At 55.1% G+C, this 26,340-nt stretch carries 29 protein-coding genes; 23 read left to right on the top strand and 6 right to left on the bottom strand.

Annotated elements, in window-relative coordinates:
- Positions 1 to 210: 210 nt before the first annotated feature.
- The 23 genes from fusA (at position 211) to ADA16_RS07665 (ending at position 21,418) form a co-directional block, all read left to right on the top strand.
- The gene (gene fusA / locus ADA16_RS07555; protein WP_082150680.1) at positions 211 to 2,343 is read left to right on the top strand and encodes an elongation factor G; all 2,133 of its coding nucleotides are present in this window, start codon (positions 211 to 213) and stop codon (positions 2,341 to 2,343) included.
- Positions 2,344 to 2,839: 496 nt separating this feature from the next.
- On the top strand, positions 2,840 to 4,030 hold the full coding sequence (tuf, locus tag ADA16_RS07560) for an elongation factor Tu (RefSeq protein ID WP_048760611.1): 1,191 nt from the start codon (positions 2,840 to 2,842) through the stop codon (positions 4,028 to 4,030).
- A 701-nt stretch (positions 4,031 to 4,731) separates the two neighbouring features.
- Complete coding sequence (gene rpsJ, locus ADA16_RS07565; RefSeq protein ID WP_003938093.1) at positions 4,732 to 5,037, top strand: 30S ribosomal protein S10; 306 nt, start codon at positions 4,732 to 4,734, stop codon at positions 5,035 to 5,037.
- Positions 5,038 to 5,068: 31 nt separating this feature from the next.
- A complete protein-coding gene (rplC, locus tag ADA16_RS07570; protein ID WP_048760613.1) occupies positions 5,069 to 5,725 on the top strand; it encodes a 50S ribosomal protein L3 in 657 nt (218 codons plus the stop codon).
- On the top strand, positions 5,722 to 6,369 hold the full coding sequence (gene rplD / locus ADA16_RS07575) for a 50S ribosomal protein L4 (protein ID WP_048760615.1): 648 nt from the start codon (positions 5,722 to 5,724) through the stop codon (positions 6,367 to 6,369). The genes rplC and rplD overlap by 4 nt, the downstream gene beginning before the upstream one ends.
- Entirely contained in the window at positions 6,369 to 6,674 is a 306-nt protein-coding gene (gene rplW / locus ADA16_RS07580; protein WP_048760617.1) for a 50S ribosomal protein L23, read from the top strand. Before rplD ends, rplW begins: the two co-directional genes overlap by 1 nt.
- A 37-nt stretch (positions 6,675 to 6,711) precedes the next feature.
- A complete protein-coding gene (gene rplB, locus ADA16_RS07585; RefSeq protein ID WP_048760619.1) occupies positions 6,712 to 7,554 on the top strand; it encodes a 50S ribosomal protein L2 in 843 nt (280 codons plus the stop codon).
- Positions 7,555 to 7,568: 14 nt separating this feature from the next.
- Positions 7,569 to 7,847 (top strand): 30S ribosomal protein S19, encoded by a 279-nt coding sequence (rpsS, locus tag ADA16_RS07590; protein WP_005509882.1) that lies wholly within the window; start codon positions 7,569 to 7,571, stop codon positions 7,845 to 7,847.
- 3 nt (positions 7,848 to 7,850) lie between these two features.
- Positions 7,851 to 8,213, top strand: coding sequence for a 50S ribosomal protein L22 (gene rplV / locus ADA16_RS07595; RefSeq protein ID WP_048760620.1), 363 nt, complete (start codon positions 7,851 to 7,853; stop codon positions 8,211 to 8,213).
- On the top strand, positions 8,213 to 8,953 hold the full coding sequence (rpsC, locus tag ADA16_RS07600) for a 30S ribosomal protein S3 (protein ID WP_016422058.1): 741 nt from the start codon (positions 8,213 to 8,215) through the stop codon (positions 8,951 to 8,953). Before rplV ends, rpsC begins: the two co-directional genes overlap by 1 nt.
- Before the next feature lie 3 nt (positions 8,954 to 8,956).
- Complete coding sequence (rplP, locus tag ADA16_RS07605; protein WP_048760621.1) at positions 8,957 to 9,373, top strand: 50S ribosomal protein L16; 417 nt, start codon at positions 8,957 to 8,959, stop codon at positions 9,371 to 9,373.
- Positions 9,373 to 9,609, top strand: a complete 237-nt coding sequence (gene rpmC / locus ADA16_RS07610) for a 50S ribosomal protein L29 (protein ID WP_005509851.1) — start codon at positions 9,373 to 9,375, stop codon at positions 9,607 to 9,609. The genes rplP and rpmC overlap by 1 nt, the downstream gene beginning before the upstream one ends.
- Positions 9,606 to 9,884 (top strand): 30S ribosomal protein S17, encoded by a 279-nt coding sequence (rpsQ, locus tag ADA16_RS07615; protein WP_048760623.1) that lies wholly within the window; start codon positions 9,606 to 9,608, stop codon positions 9,882 to 9,884. Before rpmC ends, rpsQ begins: the two co-directional genes overlap by 4 nt.
- 260 nt (positions 9,885 to 10,144) lie before the next feature.
- A complete protein-coding gene (locus ADA16_RS07620; protein WP_048760625.1) occupies positions 10,145 to 10,582 on the top strand; it encodes a hypothetical protein in 438 nt (145 codons plus the stop codon).
- A 123-nt stretch (positions 10,583 to 10,705) separates the two neighbouring features.
- The gene (gene mgtE, locus ADA16_RS07625) at positions 10,706 to 12,055 is read left to right on the top strand and encodes a magnesium transporter (protein WP_048760627.1); all 1,350 of its coding nucleotides are present in this window, start codon (positions 10,706 to 10,708) and stop codon (positions 12,053 to 12,055) included.
- 176 nt (positions 12,056 to 12,231) lie between these two features.
- The gene (locus tag ADA16_RS07630; protein ID WP_048760628.1) at positions 12,232 to 13,146 is read left to right on the top strand and encodes a hypothetical protein; all 915 of its coding nucleotides are present in this window, start codon (positions 12,232 to 12,234) and stop codon (positions 13,144 to 13,146) included.
- 310 nt (positions 13,147 to 13,456) lie between these two features.
- Entirely contained in the window at positions 13,457 to 14,254 is a 798-nt protein-coding gene (locus ADA16_RS07635; RefSeq protein WP_048760630.1) for an RDD family protein, read from the top strand.
- 42 nt (positions 14,255 to 14,296) lie between these two features.
- Entirely contained in the window at positions 14,297 to 16,336 is a 2,040-nt protein-coding gene (locus tag ADA16_RS07640) for a hypothetical protein (RefSeq protein ID WP_048760631.1), read from the top strand.
- Positions 16,337 to 16,746: 410 nt separating this feature from the next.
- On the top strand, positions 16,747 to 17,199 hold the full coding sequence (locus ADA16_RS07645; RefSeq protein WP_152680741.1) for a hypothetical protein: 453 nt from the start codon (positions 16,747 to 16,749) through the stop codon (positions 17,197 to 17,199).
- Between the two features lie 102 nt (positions 17,200 to 17,301).
- Positions 17,302 to 17,730, top strand: a complete 429-nt coding sequence (locus ADA16_RS07650) for a hypothetical protein (protein ID WP_048760635.1) — start codon at positions 17,302 to 17,304, stop codon at positions 17,728 to 17,730.
- Complete coding sequence (locus ADA16_RS07655; protein WP_048760637.1) at positions 17,730 to 18,275, top strand: RNA polymerase sigma factor; 546 nt, start codon at positions 17,730 to 17,732, stop codon at positions 18,273 to 18,275. The genes ADA16_RS07650 and ADA16_RS07655 overlap by 1 nt, the downstream gene beginning before the upstream one ends.
- A 10-nt stretch (positions 18,276 to 18,285) precedes the next feature.
- The gene (locus ADA16_RS07660; protein ID WP_048760639.1) at positions 18,286 to 20,034 is read left to right on the top strand and encodes a GTPase domain-containing protein; all 1,749 of its coding nucleotides are present in this window, start codon (positions 18,286 to 18,288) and stop codon (positions 20,032 to 20,034) included.
- Positions 20,024 to 21,418, top strand: a complete 1,395-nt coding sequence (locus ADA16_RS07665) for a dynamin family protein (protein ID WP_048760640.1) — start codon at positions 20,024 to 20,026, stop codon at positions 21,416 to 21,418. The genes ADA16_RS07660 and ADA16_RS07665 overlap by 11 nt, the downstream gene beginning before the upstream one ends.
- On the opposite strand, the gene ADA16_RS07670 is transcribed toward ADA16_RS07665, so the two are convergent.
- From ADA16_RS07670 to ADA16_RS07695, 6 genes are all read right to left on the bottom strand, one after another.
- The gene (locus ADA16_RS07670; RefSeq protein WP_048760642.1) at positions 21,392 to 21,904 is read right to left on the bottom strand and encodes a hypothetical protein; all 513 of its coding nucleotides are present in this window, start codon (positions 21,902 to 21,904) and stop codon (positions 21,392 to 21,394) included. The genes ADA16_RS07665 and ADA16_RS07670 overlap by 27 nt on opposite strands.
- The gene (locus ADA16_RS07675) at positions 21,901 to 22,134 is read right to left on the bottom strand and encodes a hypothetical protein (RefSeq protein ID WP_048760645.1); all 234 of its coding nucleotides are present in this window, start codon (positions 22,132 to 22,134) and stop codon (positions 21,901 to 21,903) included. Before ADA16_RS07675 ends, ADA16_RS07670 begins: the two co-directional genes overlap by 4 nt.
- A 236-nt stretch (positions 22,135 to 22,370) precedes the next feature.
- Positions 22,371 to 23,663, bottom strand: a complete 1,293-nt coding sequence (locus ADA16_RS07680) for a hypothetical protein (protein ID WP_048760647.1) — start codon at positions 23,661 to 23,663, stop codon at positions 22,371 to 22,373.
- Positions 23,664 to 23,718: 55 nt separating this feature from the next.
- On the bottom strand, positions 23,719 to 25,068 hold the full coding sequence (locus tag ADA16_RS07685; protein ID WP_048760648.1) for a protein phosphatase 2C domain-containing protein: 1,350 nt from the start codon (positions 25,066 to 25,068) through the stop codon (positions 23,719 to 23,721).
- Positions 25,069 to 25,079: 11 nt separating this feature from the next.
- Positions 25,080 to 25,766 carry a vWA domain-containing protein gene (locus ADA16_RS07690; protein ID WP_048760650.1) on the bottom strand — a complete coding sequence of 229 codons (687 nt, stop codon included), beginning with the start codon at positions 25,764 to 25,766 and terminating at the stop codon, positions 25,080 to 25,082.
- A 90-nt stretch (positions 25,767 to 25,856) separates the two neighbouring features.
- Entirely contained in the window at positions 25,857 to 26,336 is a 480-nt protein-coding gene (locus ADA16_RS07695) for a hypothetical protein (protein WP_048760651.1), read from the bottom strand.
- Positions 26,337 to 26,340: the final 4 nt, after the last annotated feature.

Genomic DNA, 26,340 nt, shown 5'->3' on the forward strand with positions numbered 1-26,340 from the left:
TTAAGGGTCACTTAATAGGGGCCAGCCCGACGCTCACACCCGATGTCTTGCGTAAAATTTACGCAATAGGTGTACGTCACGGCGCGACTTCGCGCCAAGACGGTGGCATTATAGATAAAGCAAACCCGACCGACGGCGGATTTGACGGCCAATTGCAATCCCGTAATTGAGTCTCACCGCCAAACCGATTTGAAACGAGTGGGGAATCAAGTGGCTGAAGGTGCACTTCCCGTTAAGAAGGACCTCCACAAGGTCCGCAACATCGGCATCATGGCGCACATCGATGCTGGTAAGACGACTACGACCGAGCGCATCCTGTACTACACGGGTATTAACCGCAAGGTCGGCGAGACTCACGATGGTGGCGCTACCACCGACTGGATGGAGCAGGAGAAGGAGCGCGGTATCACCATTACCTCCGCTGCTGTGACCTGTTTCTGGAACGACAACCAGATCAACATCATCGATACCCCGGGTCACGTCGACTTCACCGTTGAGGTTGAGCGTTCCCTGCGTGTGCTCGACGGTGCTATCGCAGTCTTCGACGGTAAGGAAGGTGTCGAGCCGCAGTCCGAGCAGGTTTGGCGTCAGGCTCAGAAGTACGACGTCCCGCGTATTTGCTTCGTCAACAAGATGGACAAGCTGGGCGCTGACTTCTACTACACCGTGGGCACCATCGTCGATCGCCTCGGCGCTAAGCCGTTGGTTATGCAGCTGCCGATTGGTGCTGAGGATGACTTCGACGGCGTTGTTGACCTGCTGGAGATGAAGGCTCTCATGTGGCCGGGCAAGGTCGAGATCGGCACCCCGCCGCAGGTTGAGGAGATTCCGGCTGACCTGGTCGACAAGGCTAACGAGTACCGCGAGAAGCTCATTGAAACCGTCGCTGAGTCCGACGAAGAGCTCATGGAGAAGTACTTCGGCGGCGAAGAGCTGACCATGGATGAGATCAAGGGCGCTATCCGCAAGATGGTCCTGAACTCTGAGGTCTACCCGGTCTACTGTGGTACCGCCTACAAGAACAAGGGTGTTGAGCCGCTGCTCGACGCTGTCATCGACTTCCTGCCGACTCCGCTGGACATCGGTGAGGTTCACGGTCACCAGATGGGTGACGAGACCGTCGAGATGGTTCGCAAGCCGGCCAAGGATGAGCCGTTCTCTGCTCTCGCATTCAAGATTGCTGCTCACCCGTTCTTCGGTAAGCTGACCTTCGTTCGCGTCTACTCCGGTCGTGTGGAGCCGGGCCAGCAGGTTCTGAACTCCACCAAGGACAAGAAGGAGCGCGTCGGTAAGCTGTTCCAGATGCACGCCAACAAGGAAAACCCTGTTGACGAGGCAGTGGCAGGTAACATTTACGCCTTCATCGGTCTGAAGGACACCACCACTGGTGACACCCTCTGTGCACAGGACGCTCCGGTTGTTTTGGAGTCCATGACGTTCCCGGATCCGGTTATCTCCGTCGCTATTGAGCCGAAGTCCAAGGCTGACCAGGAGAAGCTGGGTACCGCAATTCAGCGTCTGGCTGAAGAGGATCCGACCTTCACCGTTCACCTGGATGAGGAAACGGGCCAGACGGTCATCGGCGGTATGGGTGAGCTTCACCTCGACGTCCTGGTTGACCGTATGAAGCGCGAGTTCAAGGTCGAGGCAAACATTGGTAACCCGCAGGTTGCCTACCGCGAGACCATCCGCAAGCCGGTCGAGAAGTTCGAATACACCCACAAGAAGCAGACCGGTGGTTCGGGTCAGTTCGCCCGCGTCATCATCGCTCTGGAGCCGTACTCCCCGTCTGCCGACGAGGTTGAAGAGGGCGAGTCCACCGCCTACAAGTTCGTCAACGAGGTCACCGGTGGCCGCGTTCCGAAGGAATACATCCCGTCTGTCGACGCTGGTATTCAGGACGCAATGCAGTACGGTACCCTCGCTGGCTACCCGCTGGTGAACATCCAGGCAACCCTGCTCGACGGTGCTTACCACGAGGTCGACTCCTCTGAGATGGCCTTCAAGATTGCCGGTCAGCAGGCTCTGAAGGAAGCTGTCCAGAAGGCAAAGCCGGTGCTGCTCGAGCCGATGATGGCCGTAGAGGTCATTACTCCGGAAGAGTACATGGGTGAGGTCATCGGTGACATCAACTCCCGTCGTGGCCAGGTCAACTCCATGGAAGACCGCACCGGTGTCAAGGCTGTCAAGGCGCTGGTTCCGCTGTCCGAGATGTTCGGTTACGTCGGTGACCTGCGTTCGAAGACTCAGGGTCGCGCTAACTACACCATGATCTTTGACTCCTACGCTGAGGTACCGTCCTCCGTGGCTGAGGAGATCATCGCAGCCCGTACTGGCGCTTAATAGCGCCTTTAGGGTGGGGTCGCGCTCTGAGCCGCGACTTCACCTGGTGCTGCTAGCGTCGCCCGTTATAGATAACGGCGACGCGCAGAGCTGTGTAACAGCAGATTCCCCTGAACCTGGACTGTGCTTTCGCAATGCCTGATGGATTGGTCGTGTTAGCACAGCCGAGCTCTTGGGGGTAACTGCTCGCAATTCATATCGTTAAGTTGATTTAGTTTCTCGTTCGCGCCCGCAGTATTTACGCAGGTAGATGACGATGTGAGTTGCTGGCCGTTACCCACCCTTAACTAGGGGGTTGGTCTGGTTTGGAAAAGTCCAGTATCCTGCCCTAGTATCGAGTAACTGGCACAGTGAAAGAATAGTGCTCATTTGCGCGCGCATTGCGTTTCCTTTAGCTGACAGCTTGAAGGTGTCGCAGGCTGCGAAGGCGGATTGAGTGACCACAAAATTGTGGCTGCGAGAGTCGTGGCCACCTAGACCTCCAGGAGGACTAAAAGTGGCAAAGGCGAAGTTCGAGCGTACGAAGCCGCACGTCAACATCGGTACCATTGGTCACGTTGACCACGGTAAGACCACCACTACCGCCGCTATCACCAAGGTTCTGGCTGACAAGTACCCGGAACTGAACGAGTCGTTCGCTTACGATGCCATCGATAAGGCACCGGAAGAGAAGGAACGTGGCATTACCATCAACGTTTCCCACGTTGAGTACCAGACGGAGAAGCGCCACTACGCTCACGTCGATGCCCCGGGCCACGCCGACTACATCAAGAACATGATTACCGGTGCTGCTCAGATGGACGGCGCCATCCTGGTTGTCGCTGCTACTGACGGCCCGATGCCGCAGACCCGCGAGCACGTTCTGCTGGCTCGCCAGGTTGGCGTTCCGTACATCCTCGTTGCACTGAACAAGTGCGACATGGTCGACGACGAAGAGATCATTGAGCTCGTCGAGATGGAGGTCCGCGAGCTTCTGGCTGAGCAGGACTACGACGAGGAAGCTCCGATTGTCCACATCTCCGCTCTGAAGGCTCTTGAGGGCGAAGAGAAGTGGGTCAACTCCATCCTCGAGCTGATGGATGCCTGCGACGAGAACATCCCGGATCCGGTTCGCGAGACCGACAAGCCGTTCCTGATGCCGATTGAGGACATCTTCACCATTACCGGTCGCGGTACTGTTGCTACCGGTCGTGTTGAGCGCGGCGTTCTGAACGTTAACGATGAGGTCGAGATTCTGGGCATCAAGGAGAAGTCCCAGAAGACCACCGTTACTGGTATCGAGATGTTCCGCAAGCTGCTGGATTCCGCTGAGGCTGGCGACAACTGTGGTCTGCTGCTCCGCGGTATCAAGCGCGAGGACATCGAGCGCGGTCAGATTGTTGCTAAGCCGGGCGCTTACACCCCGCACACCGAGTTCGAGGGCTCCGTCTACATCCTGGCCAAGGATGAGGGCGGCCGTCACACCCCGTTCTTCGACAACTACCGTCCGCAGTTCTACTTCCGCACCACCGACGTCACCGGCGTCGTTTCCCTGCCGGAGGGCACCGAGATGGTTATGCCGGGCGACAACGTTGACATGGCTGTCAAGCTGATCCAGCCGGTCGCAATGGACGAGGGCCTGCGTTTCGCTATCCGTGAGGGTGGCCGCACCGTCGGCGCTGGCCGCGTCACCAAGATCGTTAAGTAAGGTCTTTTCCCCTACAGGGAATGCCTTAACTAGGTCGTAGAAGAATCCCGACTCCGCGTAAGCGGTAGTCGGGATTTTTCGTCTTTGTGGGGCATTTCGCGGTCGCCAGTGAACAATACGTGTGGTCACCTCATAGCCGGGGTAGGGCTCAGCGCGACGGCCGTCGTTAAGCGGGCGGTGCTGTAATGAGTGTGATGTGCGCTGCACTTTGGGGCGTGATTTTACATTCGCGGTGTGGACGTGTTTTAATACGGAGGTTGCTTTAACAAAGGCGTTTGTGCCAGTTGTTGTATCAGGCCCAGCAGGGAACCAGTGCAAAATTGGATATGACGCCTATGGTAAGGCGAGCATGACCACGTAGGGAAGTAAATTCCCAATCGTGCCTCACGGGAGAATCGGGCGACACGCCCGACCGCGGGGGTCGGAGGTGGCATGGCAAATTAACAGCGGCAGTAGGCAAAATAAAGAGCCCCACGAGGGGGACTTGTTTTCCACTGGGATTTGAGTGCAGATGCGTTGTCGTCCGCTCGGGTCATGGCCAAAGTTGATTTGCCATGACGATCGAAGACGAAATCGCTTTGAAGTAATGCACAACCCAGTTTTGATTTCTGGCGCTGGCCATAGTTGCTGACGGCGTCGAGAAACATTGACAGGGTCGACGCCCCTTTAGTTGGGGCGCGCCGACCGAGGAGAGGACAAGCGTGGCCGGACAGAAGATCCGCATCAGGCTCAAGGCCTACGACCACGAGGCTATCGACGCTTCTGCGCGAAAGATCGTGGAGACCGTTACCCGCACGGGTGCACGTGTCGTTGGCCCGGTGCCGTTGCCAACCGAAAAGAACGTTTACTGCGTTATCCGTTCGCCGCACAAGTACAAGGACTCGCGCGAGCACTTCGAGATGCGCACTCACAAGCGTCTGATCGACATTCTCGATCCAACGCCGAAGACCGTCGATGCACTTATGCGCATTGACCTTCCGGCAAGTGTCGATGTGAACATTCAGTGATCCTGGACTTTTGGTAGCGGAGACAAGATAAATGAGTGAAAACGAGATCAAGGGCATCCTGGGCACGAAGCTCGGTATGACTCAGATCTTCGACGAGGAGAACCGCGTTGTTCCGGTTACCGTCGTTGAGGCTGGGCCGTGCGTAGTGACTCAGGTGCGCACTAAGGAAACCGACGGCTACGACGCCGTCCAGATTGCATACGGCGAAATTGACCCGCGTAAGGTCAACAAGCCGGAGGCCGGCCACTTCAAGAAGGCCGGCGTGACCCCGCGTCGTCACAGCGTTGAGATTCGCACCCCGGACGCGTCCTCTTACGAGGTCGGCCAGACCGTTGGTGTCGATATCTTCGGCGAGATTGAGTACGTCGACGTCACTGGCACCTCCAAGGGCCACGGCTTTGCCGGTGGTATGAAGCGCCACGGCTTTGCTGGCCAGGGTGCTGCTCACGGTAACCAGGCTGCTCACCGTCGTGTTGGTGGCATTGGCGCCTGCGCCACGCCAGGACGCGTGTTCAAGGGCAAGCGCATGGCAGGCCGCATGGGTAACGACCGGGTCACGACCCAGAACCTGAAGATCCAGAAGGTTGACGCTGACGCGAACCTGCTGCTCATCAAGGGCGCAGTTCCGGGTGCACGCGGCGGCCTGCTGGTTGTTAAGACTGCCACGAAGGGTGGTGCTCACGCATGACCAACCTCAAGCTAGACGTACACACCGCTGAAGGCGGCGTGAACGGTTCGGTTGAGCTTCCTGCTTCCGTGTTTGACGCGGAGGTGTCCATCGCCCTGATGCACCAGGTTGTTGTCGCACAGCGTGCAGCAGCTCGCCAGGGCACCCACAAGGTCAAGGGTCGCGGCGAGGTTCGCGGCGGTGGCCGCAAGCCGTGGCGCCAGAAGGGTACCGGTCGCGCCCGTCAGGGTTCGATTCGTGCTCCGCAGTGGACCGGCGGTGGCATTGTCCACGGTCCGGTGCCGCGCGACTACAGCCAGCGCACCCCGAAGAAGATGGTTGCAGCTGCTCTGCGCGGCGCACTCTCTGACCGTGCTCGCCACGACCGCATCCACGTTGTCGAGGAACTGGTCCCAGGCCAGACCCCGTCCACCAAGGCTGCTCGCACTTTCGTCGAGCGTTTGACCGAGCGCCGCAACGTGCTCGTCGTTCTGCCTCGCGAGGACATCAACTCGTGGAAGTCGGTTCGTAACCTGCCAGGTGTCCACATCCTGTCCCAGGATCAGCTGAACACCTACGACGTTCTGAAGGCCGATGACGTTATCTTCGCCGTCCAGGCACTGAATGACTTCATCGCTCGCACCGCCGGTAAGGAGGAGAAGTAATGGCTACCATCGCAGATCCCCGCGACATCATCGTTGCACCGGTAGTGTCTGAGAAGTCCTACGGACTGATGGAGCAGGGCGTGTACACGTTCCTGGTCCACACCGACGCTAACAAGACCCAGATCAAGATCGCGGTCCAGGAGATTTTCGGTGTCAAGGTCGCTTCCGTCAACACCCTCAACCGTGAGGGCAAGCGCAAGCGTTCCCGCACCGGCTACGGCAAGCGCAAGGACACCAAGCGCGCCTACGTGACTCTCGCGGCCGGCAGCGATCCCATCGACATCTTCGGCGGTTCGGCAGCCTAGCCGCTAGCCGACGAGGAAGTTAAGGAAGAGCAAAAGTATGGCTATTCGTAAGTACAAGCCGACTACGCCGGGTCGCCGCCAGAGCTCCGTCTCCGAGTTCAGCGAGGTTACTCGCTCGACTCCTGAGAAGTCTCTGCTGCGCCCGCTGTCGAAGACCGGTGGCCGTAACGTTCACGGTCACATCACCACTCGCCACAAGGGTGGCGGACACAAGCGCCAGTACCGTGTCATCGACTTCCGTCGTAATGACAAGGACGGCATTCCGGCAAAGGTCGCTCACATCGAGTACGACCCGAACCGTACCGCCAACATCGCACTGCTGCACTACGCAGACGGTGAGAAGCGCTACATCATCGCCCCGAAGAACCTGAAGCAGGGTGCCATCGTTGAGTCCGGCGCAAACGCCGACATCAAGGTTGGTAACAACCTGCCGCTGCGAAACATCCCGACCGGTTCCACCATTCACTGCGTGGAGCTCAAGCCGGGTGCTGGTGCACAGCTGGCACGTTCCGCTGGCGCTTCTATTCAGCTTCTGGGTAAGGAAGGCAAGTACGCAGTCCTGCGTATGCCGTCTTCCGAGATTCGTCGCGTCGACGCACGTTGCCGTGCAACCGTCGGTGAGGTCGGAAACCAGGATCAGATCAACATCCGCTGGGGCAAGGCCGGCCGTATGCGCTGGAAGGGCTGGCGACCGACTGTCCGCGGTGTTGTCATGAACCCGGTTGACCACCCGCACGGTGGTGGTGAGGGTAAGACCTCCGGTGGTCGCCACCCGGTGTCCCCGTGGGGCAAGAAGGAAGTTCGCACCCGTAAGCCGAACCGCCCGAGCGACCAGCTGATCGTTCGCCGCCGTCGTACCAACAAGAATAAGAAGCGCTAAGGAGGGAACTGAGAATGCCACGCAGCCTTAAGAAGGGCCCGTTCGTCGATGAGCACCTCCTCGCGAAGGTCGATGCACAGAACGAGAAGGGCACCAAGCAGGTCATCAAGACCTGGTCTCGCCGCTCCACGATTCTCCCCGATTTCATCGGCCACACCTTCGCCGTTCACGACGGTCGCAAGCACGTGCCGGTGTTCGTGGATGACTCTATGGTCGGCCACAAGTTGGGCGAATTCGCCCCGACCAAGACCTTCAAGGGTCACGTCAAGGATGATAAGAAGGGACGTCGATAAGCCATGAGCAACGACATTACTTCTGCACGCGCAACCGCGCGCTTCGTCCGCGTTACTCCGATGAAGGCACGTCGCGTCCTGGACACCGTTCGCGGTAAGTCCGTCGACGAGGCACTGAACATCCTGGAGTACGCTCCGCAGGGTGCTGCCGATCCGGTTGCCAAGGTTGTTGCGTCTGCAGCTGCAAACGCTGAGAACAACTTCGGCCTGGACCGTCGTACTCTGGTCATCTCCGAGGCTTACGCCAACGAGGGACCGACCATGAAGCGCTTCCGCCCGCGTGCGCAGGGCCGTGCTTTCCACGTCCGCAAGCACACCAGCCACATCACCGTGGTCGTCGAGAGCCAGAAGGAAGGTGACCGATAGTGGGACAGAAGATCCATCCACACGGTCTTCGCCTCGGTATTTCCAGCGACTGGAAGTCCCGCTGGTACGCCGACAAGCAGTACGCTGACTACCTGGCCGAGGACATCAAGATCCGCGATCTGCTGTCCACCGGTCTTGAGCGCGCCGGCATCTCCGATGTTGTCATCGAGCGCACCCGTGACCGCGTGCGTGTGGACATCCACACCGCTCGCCCGGGCATCGTCATCGGTCGCCGTGGCTCCGAGGCTGACCGCATCCGCGGCCAGCTCGAGAAGCTCACCGGCAAGCAGGTTCAGCTGAACATCCTCGAGGTCAAGAATATTGACGCGGATGCCAAGCTGGTCGCTCAGTCCATCGCTGAGCAGCTCGCCAACCGTGTCGCTTTCCGCCGTGCAATGCGCAAGGCTATTCAGTCTGCAATGCGCCAGCCGCACGTCAAGGGCATCAAGGTTGTCTGCTCCGGTCGTCTCGGCGGTGCCGAGATGGGCCGCACCGAGCGCTACCACGAGGGTCGCGTTCCGCTGCACACCCTGCGTGCGGAGATCGACTACGGCACCCACGAGGCTCACACCACCTTCGGCCGCATCGGCGTCAAGGTGTGGATCTACAAGGGTGACGTGATCGGTGGCCGTCGCGAGTCCGAGATCAACGCCGGCAACGACCGCCAGCGTCGCGGCAACGACCGCCCGCGTCGCGGTGGCAAGCGTCGTCAGCGTGCATCTGAGAAGAAGGAGGGCTAATTCATGCTCATCCCGAAGCGCGTTAAGTTCCGTCGCCAGCACCGCCCGACCCGTTCTGGTATGTCCAAGGGCGGCAACAAGGTGACCTTCGGTGACTACGGTCTCCAGGCTCTCGAGCCGGCCTACATCACCAACCGTCAGATTGAGGCAGCGCGTATTGCCATCAACCGCCACGTCAAGCGTGGTGGTAAGGTCTGGATCCAGATTTTCCCGGACCGTCCGCTGACCCAGAAGCCTCTGGGTGTTCGTATGGGTTCCGGTAAGGGCCCGGTCGAGAAGTGGATCGCAAACGTCAAGCCGGGTCGCATCATGTTCGAGATGTCTTACCCGGACGAGGCAGTTGCTGTCGAGGCACTGAAGCGCGCAGGCGCTAAGCTGCCGATTAAGACCCGAATCGTTCGGAAGGAGGATCAGTACTGATGTCGAACGGCATTCCCGCCCACGAGCTTCGCTCGCTGGATAACGATGACCTGGTTGCCAAGCTCAAGGAGTCTAAGGAGGAGCTGTTCAACCTCCGTTTCCAGAGCGCTACCGGTCAGCTGACCAACAACCGCCGTCTCCGCACTGTCCGCAAGGATATTGCTCGCATTTACACCGTTATGCGCGAGCGCGAGCTCGGCCTGTCTGCTGCACCAACCGATGGTGATGCAGCATGAGTGAGGAAAACATGAACACCACCGAGGCTGGCGCACGTAAGGTGCGCACCGGTTACGTCGTGTCCGACAAGATGCAGAAGACCATCGTTGTCGAGCTCGAGGACCGCAAGCAGCACGCCCTGTACGGCAAGATCATGCGCACGAACTCTAAGGTCAAGGCGCACGACGAGAACGAAGAGGCTGGCGTGGGCGACCGCGTCCGCATCGAAGAGTGCCGTCCGCTCTCCAAGGACAAGCACTACCGCCTGCTCGAGATCGTCGAGAAGGCTAAGTAAGACCCGATAGCTGAGCACTCAGCTAGGGCTTTACGACGAGAACCCCGCCGCGGGAAACACGCAAGTGTTTTCTGTGGCGGGGTTTTCTGTTTGTGCCTGATGCAGATGGCTTTCGGGAATCTGGTGCGCCTTCTTCGGAACTTTTCCACCGCGCAAGCCCTCTAATACGTGAACACCGGCTACAAGAGACTTGCTTCAATGCGATTGGAAGCGATATTTGGTCCGTCGGTGGTTGATTATCACGTTGACCAGGAGGCGCAGTGGAAAGCCAGTTACCGCTCAAGAACGATTTCATCGATTTGCTGCTCAAGCAAACCGCTGAGGATGAGGGACTGACCTTAGAAGAGTATATCTTTAGGCATATTCGGCAATATGAGGATCAAACCGGTGAAGAACTTCAAGCTCTGTTCGTAGCCGGGGAATTGGATAGTGAAGAACTAGAAGAGCTGTTATTGACCAGCCATTTGGCGACTCATGAAGTAAACGAGGTGACCGAACAGTACTACTACGAACTCCGAAAGGGGATGACTATCGGAGTTCTATCCGTTGTGTCTCTCGTGGTCGGCATAATCTTTGGGGTTATCGCCGTAGTGTGCGCTTACAACGACGCTTATGGGGCTAGTCTGACCTGCGGAGCAATTGGTGTGATTTTGGCTTGTGTGCGTCTTGGGACGATTATATGGGCGAGCACGGATTAGTTGCATTCTGTAAGGTAATGCAGCGTTATTAATGGAATGAGCCACCGAATCAAGTCAGGGTCGATGAGATTGCGTCTCTGATAGCATTGCTGAGGATTTGTGCTTCGTGAGGGGAGAAATTCGGTGACTGCTAACGTGACCAGGATTGATGATCGAGATCTCGAGTCCGCACTTCGCTCACATGATGTGGCGACCCTGTCGCGGCTTTTAGCTGATATTGAGCCGAAGGCCGCAGCCCGAAAGATGCGCCGCCTCAGCCATGAGGACCGTGCGCTGTTCTACCGCACACTGCCGAAAGATACTGCGGTTGAAACCTTCGATGAGCTGGACTCGGCTCTGCAGGCGCACCTGATTGAAAGCCTCCGAGATCCCGAAGTCACCGCAGTCTTTGCGGAGATGGAACCGGACGACCGAGCTGAGTTGCTCGATGAGCTACCAGCCTCGGTTGCTTCAAAGCTGCTGGCAGATCTGCCGGATGACGAGCGCGAACTCACCAACATTGTCCTCGGCTACCCCGACGGGTCCATTGGCCGTCGTATGAGCCCGGAGCTGGTATCGCTTCACGACGACATGACGGTGGGGAAAGCCCTCGACACCGTCTACAAGCATCTGGATGATGCGGAATCTATCTACACCTTGCCGGTGTCGAACCGGAATCGCCGACTGGTGGGCGTGGTAAGTCTTCGTGATTTGATGCGCGCCGACCGTGATATCCATGTGTCGGCAATTTTGAGGAAGGCTGACTACGCAGAGGCCACCGAGTCCGAAGAGAAGGTGGCTCGCATGTGCGCCGATCGTAAGCGCTTAGCTCTACCGATTGTCGATAGCGAGCATCGTGTTATCGGTCTGCTCACGGTGGACGACGCACTCCGGATTCTGGAGGAAGCAGACTCCGAGGACCAAGCTCGTATTTCCGGTTCTGAGCCACTGCGCTTGCCGTACCTTGCTACGCCAATCTTTGAGATTGTTCGCTCTCGTGTGGTCTGGTTGCTCGTGCTGGCAATCGGTGCGACATTGACCGTGCAAGTCCTGGAAACCTTCGAAGAGACTCTGTCTCAGATGGTCGTTCTCTCAGTGTTCGTACCGCTGCTGATTGGTACAGGTGGCAATACCGGTAACCAGGCTGCAACTACGATTACGCGTGCGTTGGCGCTGGGGGATGTCCAACCGCGAGATATATTCAAGGTCATTCTCCGAGAGGTGAGGGTCGGTGCGTTCCTCGGCCTGTTGCTTGGTTCTCTAGGCCTACTATTGGCTGGATTGTTCTATGGTTGGGACATCGGCCTCGTTATCGGCCTGACGCTGCTGGGTATTTGTACCCTCGCGGCAACCGTCGGTGGCATCATGCCGCTGATTGGTAAGAAGTTCGGCATTGACCCAGCCGTCTTCGCTAACCCGTTTATTACGACGCTTGTTGATGCCTCCGGCCTGATCATCTACTTCCTGATCGCTAAGTCGGTACTGGGGATCTAGGCATTCACTTGATTCTTGCGGGGGGGGGGCTTTCTGGAGAGACAACCAGTTAAGGCTTAATTCCTAATTGGGCAAAGTCGGGAACATTTCTGTGCTCGTCCTCCTCTAATACATGAACCCCATGTGTTTTTGTGTGCGGCAAAGATTGCCGTGACTTGAAGAGGAGGCCTTCCCAAATGAGCGGGATTGATTTATACGCAGTTTTTGCGATGGATCCCAGCCAGCCCGGAGCTGTTGTAGCTAACAAAATTCAACAGCAGATTAACAGTACCAACCCTCAAAGTTGGGATGCCGAAAAGAAAGAACTTGCAGATTATGCAGTTGCAATCTTCGGAGATGAGAACAAAAAGCAGCGCTATGACCAGGCATTGCAGAGTCCCTTTTCGCCGCCGGAAGTAACGACGGATTTCTTAGCGGATTTGGCGGCAACGAGAGACTCCCAGGGGCTAACTGCTTTAGGACAGGGAGGTGTTGATGCTCCGCGTGGGCACAGTGCTGTCGGTAACATGACTGCGACCGTGCCTTCGGAGTCCCACAACAGCGTGATTACGCGGACAGTCACCACGACGTTTGCACCGGTGCAACCACTAGCGCCGGAAGCAACGCTTAAAGACGTGTGGGTACGTACACCAAAGACTATTCAGGCCGCTATCGTGACGTTGGCTGGATTAGCAGTTTTCTTGATCGGTGAGGGAGTCTTTACCTTTGTTCAAAGTCTCGAGTATTCTGAATCGCCCTGGCTCGGGTTCATGTACCTGGTAACAAATTCGTTTTCTCTGGTAGCAATTCTGGGAACAATTGCTCTGACCTTGGTGAGTGGATTCACAGTCGCTGGAATGTATCGTCGACTTAAAGTTTCCCTTTTGATGGCAGCAGCACTGGTACCCGGTCTTAATCTGATTAACGACATCGTGCACTTTGTCAGAAACGAATTTACCTGGGTTGGTGGCTACTTCGAACTCAATTACTGGTGGGAACTCACTTGCTATCTGGTTTTGTCAATCCTCGCTCTGATCCTATGCCTGCTTCCACAGTCGCTGGCGTGGTATCGCGGCATGACGCTGGTTAAGACAACATCTCAGGGCTCCTAGCCTGAAACAATCCCGCCTTTGGTTAAAGGCGGGATTCGTCGTTTCTCCGCCCCTTTTAGCATCGCCAACGTGCAGCGACAACGCATGTGGGCCAGTTTCATCCTTTTTGCGTCTGGCTTTGAAATCCAGAGCAGAAAAAGTTTTTAGCGTTCGTCAGGAACATTTTGACCCGCGGCGTCCTCTAAGGAGTGAAAGTCGCAAGGAATTGAGGAATCAACAAGGGCAAGGATTGTTTCCAAGTTCACTTCTCTTGTCTTCTTCCGCGACTTAGATCCTTACGTCACCCCCTCCCAAGGAAAGAGAACCTCTAATGAATCAGCAGAATCCCAATAACCCGGTTCGCCGCACCGTTCAGCCACGCAGAGCCGGAGGCCAGGCAGGAGTTTCCGGTGGCCAGCCACAGGCCAACACACAGTTTGGTTTCGGGGCTCCTCAACAGCAGCAACCTCAGCTGTCGCAGCAGCAGCCCCTGTACGGCCAGGAAAACCCGTACATTATGCCCACACAGCCTGTCGCTGATCAGCAGCCGTACCAGTCCGTATCCGCTACTGGTCAACTATCTGAACAGCCCCATCATTTTCAGCAGTCGGTGGCACAGCCGGGCATGGCGCAGGTTGCTCCAGTAACACTGCACGAACAGCAGTGGGCAGATCCGACTTATACAAATGCCTCCCTGGGACAAAGGGCTGGTGCCTACCTCATCGATGCGCTAATCATCAGTCTTATTCAGTTCGTGATTTACGTGATTTTTGTAGGCGGAGGCAGTGCCGCGGGCAGTGATGAGGCAGTAATTGGAGGCATGATTATTAGTGCAATTCTTATGTTCATCCTTGGCTTCGCCTACAAAGTTTGTCTAGAGGGCGCCATGGGGCAGACTCTCGGAAAGAAAATCCTTGGCCTACGTTTGATTACTACGGATGGTCGACCAATGGGATTTGGCCACGCGGTAAAGCGCAACATCAACCTTTTCTATTCTTTGGTGCCATTTATCGGAAGCTTTGCAGCGGGCATTGCGTACGTTGTGCGCTTCTTCTCCGTGATGAATTCGCCGTACAACCAGGGGTACCACGACCGCTGGGGAAATACTCGCCTGATTAAGGAGCACTAAAGAGAACCTGCAGCCATATTCGTAACTATTTCGAGTTCTCCTATGATGTCTTTTGTTGCGCCGACCTCAGCAGAGTTGGCCCAGAAAATTAGTGACGGTGTCACGCGTAATTATCAATCGCAGGTGTCTAAATTCGAGGCTGAGATCAACAAAGCGAAAACTCAGGTCTCGAATTATCAATCTCATATCGGAGCTCTCTGCGATCAGCGTGATGAAGTTTCTTCGGAGCTGCAGGGGTTCCATGATGAATTGGATGCTGTTGCTTCTAAGCGCGCCTCCTACTCCGGTCGGCTAGCAGCAGCACGTCGTCAAGCTGAAGATGCGCGGGACCGGGTATCGTCTGCGCGATTGGCCAAGCAGCAAGCCGAATACGAGTTTCACCAGGCTGAAAACCGACTGCACTCTTTGCAAAAGCCGGTTGATGATGGTCGATTCAAATTGGAGATGCAGCGCTGGGAAAGCCGGATTGATGATATCGACGGGCAGATTCAAGATGCGACGCGAAAGCTTAAAGACGCGCAGCAGTATTCCGAGGACCTCGATCGGCAGATTCGTGACTATGACGGCAATGACTACTTTGAGCGACAGCGGTTAGCTGATGCTCACCGGCAATCGGTAGAAGATGAATATCGTCATCAGCAGCGAATCGACAGCCTTGAAGATTCCAAACTGCAGTTTCCCAAACCGATTGATGATGGTCGCTTTGACCGTGAAACAGCGCAATACAATGCTGATAAAGATCAATGCGAAAGAGCACGCAAGCAAGCGAAAGCGCTGCTTTCCGACGCTGAGAGTGCTTTACAGTCAGCTGAGTCTGACTTTCGTCTTGCCAACAGCGATGTAGATGAGTTGCTGGCAGAACCAGCGCAGTTGGATGCAGAAGAGGCGCGTTTACCAGACCTTATTGATGGAAAGGAATACGAGCTCAGCGAGGTTAACTCTGACATCACAAGCGCACAGCAACAGTTGAGCGCTTGGAACCAGACGCTTCAACAGGCGACAGCGAAAAAGGCTCAGATTGAGTCTGCTCGCGATTCGGAGGCTAGGGCAAAAGCAAAGGCTTTCAAGCAATCTAGGCATGGCCAAGTTGTAAGTTCCTGGCGCCGCATTACAGATAATTATGCGCAGAATAGGCAAGTTTGGGAGAAGTGCGTCAGCAATGTGGCGCAAGCCGAGGACAAAAAATGGGAAAATTTAGCGTTACCCGAATATGTAAAAGCGCACAATGACCTCAAGGCTCAGAAAACGACTAATGAGAGTTTTCGCGCGCGTGCGCACGGCGACGTGCAGTCTCAGCAGCGTCGAATCGCCGATATTGTCGGCACACACCTAGCAGGCGACCGGAGTAACCACTGGGCGCTGTATTCGCCAGACACTGGTCGGCATACCGTGTTCGATCAGGCGCAATCGCAAGCTGACATTGAGAACTACATCGCAGGTTTCGGGTCGAATCCCTCTTGGGGAAACGTTCAACTAGTTTCCGTTCGTACCAAACCCTTCACGACCTTTTGGATTCTGCTTGCAATCACGGTGTTGAGTGTTCTCACCCGACTGCTTGTAGGTGATGTGCTCGGCCTTACGACGATGACAGTGTGGATCTGCGGCCTGGCTGCATTTGGAAACCTAATTTACCGAGGAATCACAAAATCTCAGGGAAAAAATGTGGAATGGGTTGGTGAGCAAAAGGACTGGTCTGTTATTGCAGCGGAGCTGCATAGAGCAATTAGTTCAGCTAACCAGTTTGACCAACGAGCGGTTCAGATTACCGCGAAATCCCGGCAGGTCATTCAAAGTAATAAACAAGCTGTGGCTCGTAAACGAGCACAGATTACGGTTGCAGATGTTGAACCGCATGTTCACCGTGCAGTACCGCAGTTTTGTGTCTTTCCGCGCAGGGACAGCGATGCGATAGCGAATTATTGCCGTCAGGTGGTCAAAGATTTCGTTGCTCAGGGAAATTCGAATGCTCAGCTAAACCTGCAGACCTCGAAGTATCCGCTTCCGCCGAAGGTGAACTACTCCGGCAACGATAATTACGTGCAAGCCGCGATTAGCCAGTACGACTCACAAAAAATACGGTAAAGGAGACCAAGACGATGGATCCAATGAAATCTCAACCGCCTCGGCGAAAAGGTTCTTCCGAAGGCGGTGGCTTTAATTCCAACAACGGCGGCAATCCTGTGCGTCGGACACAGAAGCCCCGTCGTCAGCAGAGTGCCATGAATGAGCCGATAGGCTCAGAGACCCCACGCGAATCAGGAACGGAATCCTCTCCACAGACAGGTCAAGTGCCGGCATGGGGGGAAATTCTCGATTCTGAGAACTCAACGCAAGACTTTGGTTCTTCGTTTGAGGAAACGACGCAATTTCCTCCTGGGAACTCAGCGAGTTTTGACGATGCGCCGAGGGAGCGGTATGACGCTAGCCCAAATATTCCTAATGCGCCAAAGAAGAGTTCTTCGACGTCAGCCGTCATTTTAAGCATTGTGGCCGTGCTGGTGCTTTTCGGTGTCATCGTTGGCGGTTGGGCCGCCTGGAACAGCAAGCAAGAAGACAATCGGGCTGAAGAAACTACGGCTTCGGCTTCCGCCGAGCCCAGTTCCACCTCAACGCGGACTAGCGATTACTACACGCCTACGTCGACCTATACGACAACAGAAACCAGTACAACTGTTGAAAGCACTACGGCAACTGAGGAATCGGTTGATTCGGGTTACAGCTCAGAGCCGAATTACACTGAACCCGAAGAACAGTTCCCGTCTCCTCCGTATTCACCGCCGTCGAACTACACCTGGATCCTCAACGGCCCATATGGAACCGGTACGTCGTCGAACTGCATCCAGATTGCAGACAGTGAATACCAAAGTGGTGGCTCGGATGACTACACGGAGTGCTTTGAGATGAGCGATGGCTGGTACTACTACTCCCTGCGCGGTGCCGGTTAATTGGTACCAGTTGCCCAATGTGTGAGTCGCAGGATGGTCGCGTGGAGCATGCCTTGGGATGCTAATATGCGACTAGTCCGACCAAAATAAGGAGTAGCTTTCGTGAGCGCTACTGATGGAGCAGATAGTCCCAAACCCTGGGATAATGAGGCCGTCGAGCCTGTGCTGCCAGATTTGCTGGGAGACACGCAAAACGTGCTTTCTGACGACGTTTTTGAACAAATCCTGGCTGCTGCCATGGAACCTGACTCCAACTTGGCGGATGAGTCCCTGATCCCAGCCGATGATGATCCTGAGTTGACCGAAGATGGTCATTTCGTCAACCCCGAAGAGGCTGAGCTGTTTCTTGATGCTGCAGCGGATGCTGAGGACGATGACGAAGAAGAAGCCGAGATGGAAGTCGAAGATGACGACGATGATCATCGTGATGCCTCCGACGACGGTGGCGACGACGACCATGACTTCGACTTTGATGACCTGTACTCCGGTGATGACAACTCGGACGATGATTTCGGCGGGGTGCTGTCATAATGGAAACAAAGGTTTTGGAACGGGAACTGGTTCAGCGTGCCCAGAATGGCGATCAAGCAGCTTTCGCTGAGCTCATCAGGCTGTACAAAGACAGCGTTTTTAGCGTCTGCTTGCGTATGTGCAGCAACTACCACGACGCTGAAGATGCTTTTAGCATCGCTGTAGCATCGGCATATAAATATTTGGACAGGTTTCGGGGCAGTTCCTCTTTCAAAACTTGGTTCACCAAAATCGCGCTCAATGCCTGCAAGAAACAAGGCCAAAAGATTCAGAAGCGCACAGAGATGGTGCAGCTCGATTCAGAAGCGGGTGCGAATATGCGTTCTACTGGAAGCGATATCGATACCCGGGTTGCAGTAGTTGACCAAGTTCAAACTGCGTTGGATCAACTGAAGCCAAACTTCCGTGAGGTCTTGATTCTCCGTGAATTGGCTGGCTATACCTATGAGGAAATCGCGGCCAAACAGCGTATTCCGCTTGCAACCGTTAAGAGCCGATTGAATAGAGCACGAAAGCAGATGCTCGAGCTGCTCAAGGAAGAGTAAGGCAGTTTTTATGGCACCGACGACTGCTGATGCAAGTTCTAGTGCAAGTGTCGGTATCAGTGAGGATGCCGCTTTAATTCGCAAAGTGGTTGAGTACTTTGATGCCGTCGACAAGCGAGAAGAAGCCAGACTCCTCGAAACTCCGCTACAAGGTAACCGAGAAGCCACGGTAGTCGCTGTTATCGGCGAAGTCGGATGCGGTAAGACGATGCTGGTGGATGCGCTTTCTGGAAATACGCCAACCGTTCTTTCCGAAAGCGAAAAAGATTTTAGTTTTGGGTTCTTTGAAGGTGAGAATTCCAGTCAGGATAGCGCCGCGCTAGGGGAGGGGACAATCCGCAGCGGCGAGTCGTTGGCAGATAACAGCTTTATTGACTGCCCTGGTTTTAATGGTGCGGACTCGGAGATTTCAAAAGCTGCGATTGCCCTTACCCGTAACGCCGGTGTCGTGGTGTTTGTGCTGGAGGCAACGACTACGATTACCGAACCAGAACTTGTCACGCTGAGAGAAATCGCGGCTTGCACACCAGGACTTGTGGTGGCGATAACCAAAAAAGATAAAAATCTGTTGGGCTGGCGAGAGGTCGAAAAAGTTACCCGTCAGCAGATTCAGCAGCACCTGGGAGAACTGGTTTCCGAGGTGCCTGTAATTAGCGTATCTTCGCTGCGATATCTTTCTGCTCTCAGTGGCAATCCTTTTCTTCTCGACGAGGTTGTAACCGAAGCGGGGATTCCTCGGTTACAAGAGGCGATTGTTCAGGCCCGTGGACGGCTGCAGAATAATGCGTATACCCCAATTATGCGGCAAGCATTGGTCCTGCTTAACAGCGAATATGTCGAACTGGAGAAGGAGATTTCGGCAGATAGCACAGCAATGCTAAACAGCCTGGAAAAGAAAAAGTCGGAGCTAGAACACCTGACCTCCGACCGCCGTCGAGGACAACAGATTCTTACATCAGGGTTGTCTCAGGCTAGAAGTGAAGCCGTAAGCATGGCTGAGACTCGTTTGGTAGAGATCCGAGAGAAGTGGCACGCTTACTTCGCAGCAACTCCGCCACGTTATATTCGAGCCCACCGGGATGCGATTTTCTTTCAAATCGAATCGGAGCTGACCGAATTATTCGAGGACTCCATCCGCTACTTCATGGCTCGGTCGCGCGAGGCCTATGTAGGCGTTACAGATGGAGTCGCTGATTGGCACAGCGTAATCGATGCACTCAACGAAGTTGCCGTGAGCATTTCCGTCTCCAACAAACCGGAAAGCGAGCAGCCGGTAACCAAAGTCGTGGACCCATCGCTGGTGTCGCTGACTATCGCTGGTGGCTTCGGACTCACTCACGTTTTAGGTTTTGTACCGGGGCTCGGTGCAGCAATTGTTGGCAGTGGCGGTACGGCATTGCCATTCGTTGCAATGGCTGGTCTGTGGCTGGGGGTGAACGTTTATCATCGATCGTCTAAAACTGGGCGCGTCGAACTAGCAAAATGGCTAGATCAAGTAATTTTGCAGGTGCGCAGACAGCTCAATCAAGGAATAGAGACGGTTTACAATGAGTTGCGTCCGCTCCTAATCAACCAGTTCAACGACAACCTTGAGCTGCGAATTCGGCGTACTAAGCAACAGATTCAGCAGACGAAACAGGACTGTCAGTCGGCGCTTGGAGATAGGCAAGTCGCTCGGCAGGAAGCAAAGAAGAAGTCCGCTTATGTTGCCAGGCTTCGTGGTGATTTACTGAGTCGGGTGGATGCCAATGCAGAGTAATGCATATGTCGATTCTGCAGCTAAACAGTTGATTGCCGCCGTCGATTCTATGCTTCGTGAGCTGATTGATCGCGCTGGTGAATATGGCGATGAGCAGCAGAGAATTACCACTGTTGCCAATGAGTGTCGTCAGCTAATGCAGACTCCGCCAACGATTCTGGTGAGTGGACGAATGAAGGCTGGAAAATCGACACTCATTAATGCTTTAGTGCGCCAGAAAATTGCCGAAACTGCAATCCTCGAGTGTACGAATGCCGTTACCGTGTACACCAAGGGTGCGCCAGAGCGAATCGAGAATGTTCCGTTAGCCAGTCGAGGCGCCCTCCATAGTGCGCAGAGTGCCCAAAGTGTGGCCGATTTGGATGGGCGCGTGAAAGTTCACTATCTCCCATCACAGGCATTGTCGCAGCTAAACTTCGTCGATACGCCCGGTCTTGGAACGGTTGATGCGGAAAATCATCAAATTGTCGATGGACTGCGCGAGTTGACCCGGGTGCCGTGGAACCAACATGGCACCGCCATTGATGGGTTGATCTATGTGTTCGATTCCACCTTGCGTGACGACGAGATTGCGCATATCCGCTCCCTAGGTTTTACCACTCTGTCATCGGTGGGAGTGCTTTCGCGCGCAGATGATTTCGGTGCAGGCGCCTTTGGGCCAAGTGATCCAATCGAAGCAGCTAGGAACAGAGCCACTGAACTGTCGAACGACTACTCTCGCTATTTTTCTTCGGTATTAGCAGTTTCCGGTCTGATGGCGGAAAGCGCGGAGACAGGTGCAATCACCGAGCCGCTGGCTCGAGTACTCAGCAGCCTTGACACGGTGGCTCGTGACACATTGATGCATGAGTTAGAGACTGAATTTCCCAATTGTGTGAGTGCTAGCACCCGCAATAACCTGCTAGAAGTGCTGGGTTCCTATGGAGTTCTAGAGGGACGAAAGAGCGCCGGCGGTGGAGCTGTACAGCTGCAGAGCTTCTTACGTCAAGCCTCGGGAATCGACGCCTTGGCAACCCAACTGGGCGAAAGTATTACTTTTGCAACCACACTGAGCCGCTGTAGCTATGTGCAGGAAAAACTAAAAGACCTGGCATTTTCTTGTGATGCCGCCGAGGTACTCGACTATTGGGAAGAGCATTTGACTGCGCAGCAACGGCTAGCGGTAACCATTTACCACTTGCTGACTCAGAGCCCCGGTAGTCGCGTATCTACGGAAGGAGTATCTCTGGCGGAAGAGACACTCCAGATGGGAGCAGTGGAGGATGCTTCACGTGCTGCCGAGATACATGCCCTGGCCAGCAGGAAGCTTCTGGGGTTGGTTTCGCCTTTGGAGGAAAAGCTCCTAGGAGCCGTGTGCTCATTCACTGAGCTCATTGCTCCGTAGAATCTCTTCGGCGGATGCTCGTACTTGAGTAATCTTTTCAGCGATGACGTCTTCTGGAAGTCCAAAAAGGATGGACAGTTCAGAGTTGCTCAGAGGGGAATACTGCTCCAGCGCTAGCAGAGTTAGATCTTCAGGTTCCATGTAGGCACGCAGGGCATTCACTCGACACAGAGAATCGTGGCCGCTCGGCGAAAAACGACCTTGAGTTCTTGCTTCTTTCGCAGTAAGAACTCCTAAACCCGTCTGTGCAAGTGCAAAGTAGATCTCACGGCGCAGTAGGGCATCGTAGGAGACCTCCGCTGTCTCGGCTAACGTGGAGACAGATTTCCACGCATTTCCGAGACCGTGAGTGAGAATAGTTCTGGCAAGATGACGGCTGCCGCCGAACACAAGCGCAATTGACCACAGGTTATCTTTTTCGGCTAGGGCACTTCTTTGGAACCGTCTCGCGACAAGTTGTCTGTTGAATTCATAGCGGGCAGTCATTTCGAGTCCTCAGCGAAGTTGTTTTCTGATGAGTGACCTAAATCAGCTGCGAGAGTTGCAGAATTGAGGCGACCTTCACCAGGAATTTGTGGCAGGCAACCGGACTGATCCACGACATCCGTTCCAAAAATTGTCAGCATAATGTCATCAACGAGGTTTTCAGAGTCTGCTTCACCATCAATTTCCGCCATTAGCGATGCGATAGCTGTGTTCTCTTTTTCAGTGCTCATGTTCTACTCCTTCCCTTTTTCTGGAGAAACTAAGCGCGAGAATTCTGAGACATGGTGTTCAAATGATGAGTTTGTTCCAAAGGCTCTCGATAGGGCGATATTCAGTACTTCTTCTGTGCAAGGAGTTACTGGGAGTACTTCCACTTCCGCGTCCCACGCCACATCCGCCATTGACAGCGGGAAGCGATGTTCTGTTTCGCGCCTGAGACCGACCAGCTCAAGGTATTTCAATGACCTCATTGTGAACTGTCCTTAGACTCGTCCATGCGAACCAAGAGCCAGCAGAGGTTCGTGATAAACACGATGAGCATGAAGGCGCCGGAGCCCGGATGACCCCCGACAAAGTTCAAAAGACACATTAGACCTGCCAAAATGGTCCAGGTGATTGGCCAGCCAAGACCCTTCTTTTCTGTCGAGTTGGCGTCGCCATTAGCAGGTTGGGTGGCAGTAGCAGGAGTGGCATTTGTTGGTGCCGGAGCCGTGGTTTGTGCGGTTGCTGGAGTATTACTAACCGCGTTAGTCGAGACAGCCGACGGCACAGGCCCTCCCTGTTTACGTCGTGAAATAGTCTTCGTAGCTGTAGAAGTGCCCGCCGAGTTCTTTGTCGACGCAGCGTGTGTTTTGGTGGACGCGACTTCTGCTACCTCGGTGGATGCTTTGCTCTTCCCTTGGCTAATCGCACCGAGCCAATCACGCGGAGTAGGCCTGTCTGAGCTGGAAGCGGTGAGCGCGCGCCGAGTGAGGGAGCGAACGGAGCTCACGGTTCCCGCAGGTAGGTCATTCGGGTTGCGAGTGGACTGATCGGAAGCCAGCAGACGCAGTGCAAGCAGGCCAAACTTGTATGCATCGCTTTCTTTTGTCTGCGGTTTTTCTCCATTTGGCACGTCCCAGCCCGGTGTCTGCACATCGGGTCCCTCAGATGGGCCGATACTCATGGAGTCGCAGTCCAGTAAGTACACATGCGGACCGGGAGCGTTGTGGCAGAAGAGCAGATTCTTAACCGAAATGTCTCCGACACGAACCTCAGCGCCATGAAGAACGCGAAGCAGGTTCGCAAAATCTTCCAGAAATTCGTAGCGCTGACGTTCGCTTACCTTCAGCCCGATGCTCTGCTCAAATTCAGGGCCATTCAGCAGATACTGCAATTCCGCTGCGCGTTTTGTGGTGCTTGTCGACGTTGGAGAAAGAAGCTGGAAGAAACGATCCGGAATTAACGGCATGATTATGCCGACGGTCTTTCCGTCATCACGCACTAAATGAGTTGGCCATGCCGCTTGATTGAGCAGCCACTCTTTGCGATCTGGGGCGACCTCTCCGAGTTTGTTAATGAACTTGACCAGTTTCTCCAGATGGGCCTCGTTGACCTTGTCAGGTGACTTGTACTTTTTAAAAGCACAGGGACGAGATGAGAATCGCGTAGAACCGAGCTTGTAGACGACTCCTTCGCCACCAGATCCAAGTTTTTCTAGGTCGGAAGGCAGTTCACTCAGTTCAACTACAGGAGTAGTAGTCGCTTCGGGTGCACTCATTAAAAGGGTTCCTTTGAAAAGTGTGGTGTAACAATCTGAATGAGGCTAGAGACGGCTAACTGTCTGGAACTCCGATGTGAGCTGGCCAAATCGCAACCAGGGTGCGGTCGTCGTCAAAGCCGGCCTTGGAGAAGTCCACTAGGTGACAAAATTCAGTAATCGATGGCACACGCTTGTAAAGGCGTTTGACAAAGAGGTCAGACAACGGGCCGCCACCGCCGCCGAGGGGGTCACCAATGCCGTCGGTGCCGAAGAGCACCGTTTCGTCACCAGTGGTTTCGAAATAGACGGCATCCAAGTTTTCTGGCACTAGTGGCAGTGGGTTCACGGCTGATGAGCTAATTGCAGAATCGCTTTCTTCCTTGCCGCCTTCAATCAACTCCACACCATTAGCGGTGACTGTCCACGAACCGGAGTCGCCGATTGACAGGACATGCCCGCGGAGCCCGTTGTCACACTTGGAAATAGCAGCGCAGACCAGTGTGGAAGCGAAGTCCATTGGGTCTTCGCCAGCTTCTTTTGCAGCAGTCTGAATGCTGTAGGAAGCTCCCTTCGCCAGCGAAATCCATTCCTGTTGGCTCAGGTTGTCCTTGTACATCTTCTTCAGCCATCCGATGGCGTAGCGCGCTGCGATTGCAGAGCCTCGGTGGCTTTGTGGGGCAGCTGAAACTCCATCGGCGACTGCTACGAAGAGGGTGTTGCCATCGTCGGAAAGCAGAGTATGCACGGAGTCCTGGCGAGGTGCGCCGTTGTATCGATGCATGCGTCCGCGCAAGCTGACAGAGCGCATCGCAAACTGCTTAGAGCGCCAGCCATCGATGACGGTGTCGGGGACTTGGCGGCCAGTACCGAATTTTGTGTCAACGATGATGGGATCGACTTCGGCGCCGGCATCACCGACAACCAGCGGCGCGAGACCATCGTCATGCGAAGTGGCGGTGATTTCCGTGCTGAAGGCGCGGTTTGTTGCCGATGTGGGCTTTGGCTTGGGGCTGGGTGTTGGATTGGAGGCGTTAGCCGGAGCTCCGGAGTTTTCGGCTGCCGATTGAGGTAGCCGGGAGGAACTAGCAGGGCCAGCGTGGTAATCCGAGTAACCGCGTTCCGGCATGATGCGCGTGTCGAGGCCGGGAGTTTCGTAATTGTGGGGGACACCAGTGTGGAAGTCTCGGCGCGGAGAACTGGGATTCGAATAGGGCGCGGCAGTGGAAGGTCGGCTGTCGAGGCGACGCGAGGAGGGGTAGTCCCTGCTCTGACCGGTATTCAAGTCTTCGACCGCACGCGGATCGTTAAAGGGATGGAGTAAATCTCTCGGACGGACGCGAACGAGTTCTCCGAGGACACGTGAGGCCAGGCTCTTCTGAGGTGGATTGTGAAGGTAACGCTCGTGCTGGGAGTAGTTTGTCATCGCAGTTTTCCTTACAGCTCGTCCATGTCGATCTTGACGAAGTCATCGGGAATATCAGTAATGATTTCCGGTGAACCATTGGCGACGGAAGTGCCAGAGCTGATGACGGACTGAGTAAGCGAAGACATGAACTCAGACAACATGGCACCGGTGTCTGCGCCCTGCGCTGCCTGGAATGCCCAGCCGTTCTTGCTGGCCATTTGTCCGATAATCTGCGCATCCGATTCACCGATACCGAATGCCAAGATATTTGGGTGGTGTGGTGCGTTCTGAAGGTCGCTCAGCGCTTCCTGCCAGAGATCATCGGACATGGGGTAGCCGTCGGTAAGCAGGAAGACTGCGGGACGGTTGACGCGGTAACCTTCGGCCTTGAGCTGCGCTACGTCGTCTGGGATTTGGGCGTTGAGCAGGTCAAACGCAGTAGAGAAATATGTTGCGTACCGTGCGGAAAGCGTTGGCATCTGCTCAACATGGCGCAAGTCAGCGTTGCTGAGGTACAGGCGTGCCTCGTTGTCGAAGCCAATCACAGAGAAACGAACATTTGCGGCAGCAAAAGGCGCCATTCGAATCTCGTTAAGCAGGGATTGGAGGCCGGAGTTGAGCTCAGCGATGTCCGGCCCCATTGAGCCAGATTCGTCAGCGACGAAATAAATCGGCAGGATATTTCCGCGGGGTTCCATGTTCATTCCGGTAGTCATGAGAAGTCCTTTTTCGAGGTGGAGCGAGTGGCGAATAAGTAGTAGGGGGGGGAATTGGGAAGAGAGAAAGCTACGCTTTTACTCCGGGGGTTACTCGGAGTTTGAATTGGGCTTTAGCTTGCTCTTTGCAGACTGCGACGATTGCGATTCAGACTCTGACGTCGAAGTTTTCGGCTGGCTTTGCTCTTGGTTAGTTTCCGAACCTTGGGTGTAAGAGGAGTCTTGCTCGTAGGAGCTGCCATTTACGTCATTGCTTGATGGCTGTTCGTTCACGCCATAGCCCGTTTCGTCCGAATTCGATGAGGGCTCGTCTGTCGATTCAGAATCATCTTCCGATGGAGTCTCGCTTTGCTCTGAGGAAGTTGGAGTGGACGAAGTCTGGGATGGCGTAGTGGGGTTCTGATCTTCATCGGCTGAGCCTGATAGTGAAGAAAAGATGTTGATGAGCAGCACCAACACGATCACGATGCCAATAAGCCATGCAATAAATACGGCAATGGTGCGAGCTCGCGGGTCTTGCGTTGGGCCTCGGCCACGCGGGGGCGTGAGGTTCGGGGACGTGCGAACCATGCGG

This window comes from Corynebacterium vitaeruminis (assembly GCF_001054325.1).
GTDB classification, from domain to species: Bacteria; Actinomycetota; Actinomycetes; order Mycobacteriales; family Mycobacteriaceae; genus Corynebacterium; species Corynebacterium vitaeruminis_A.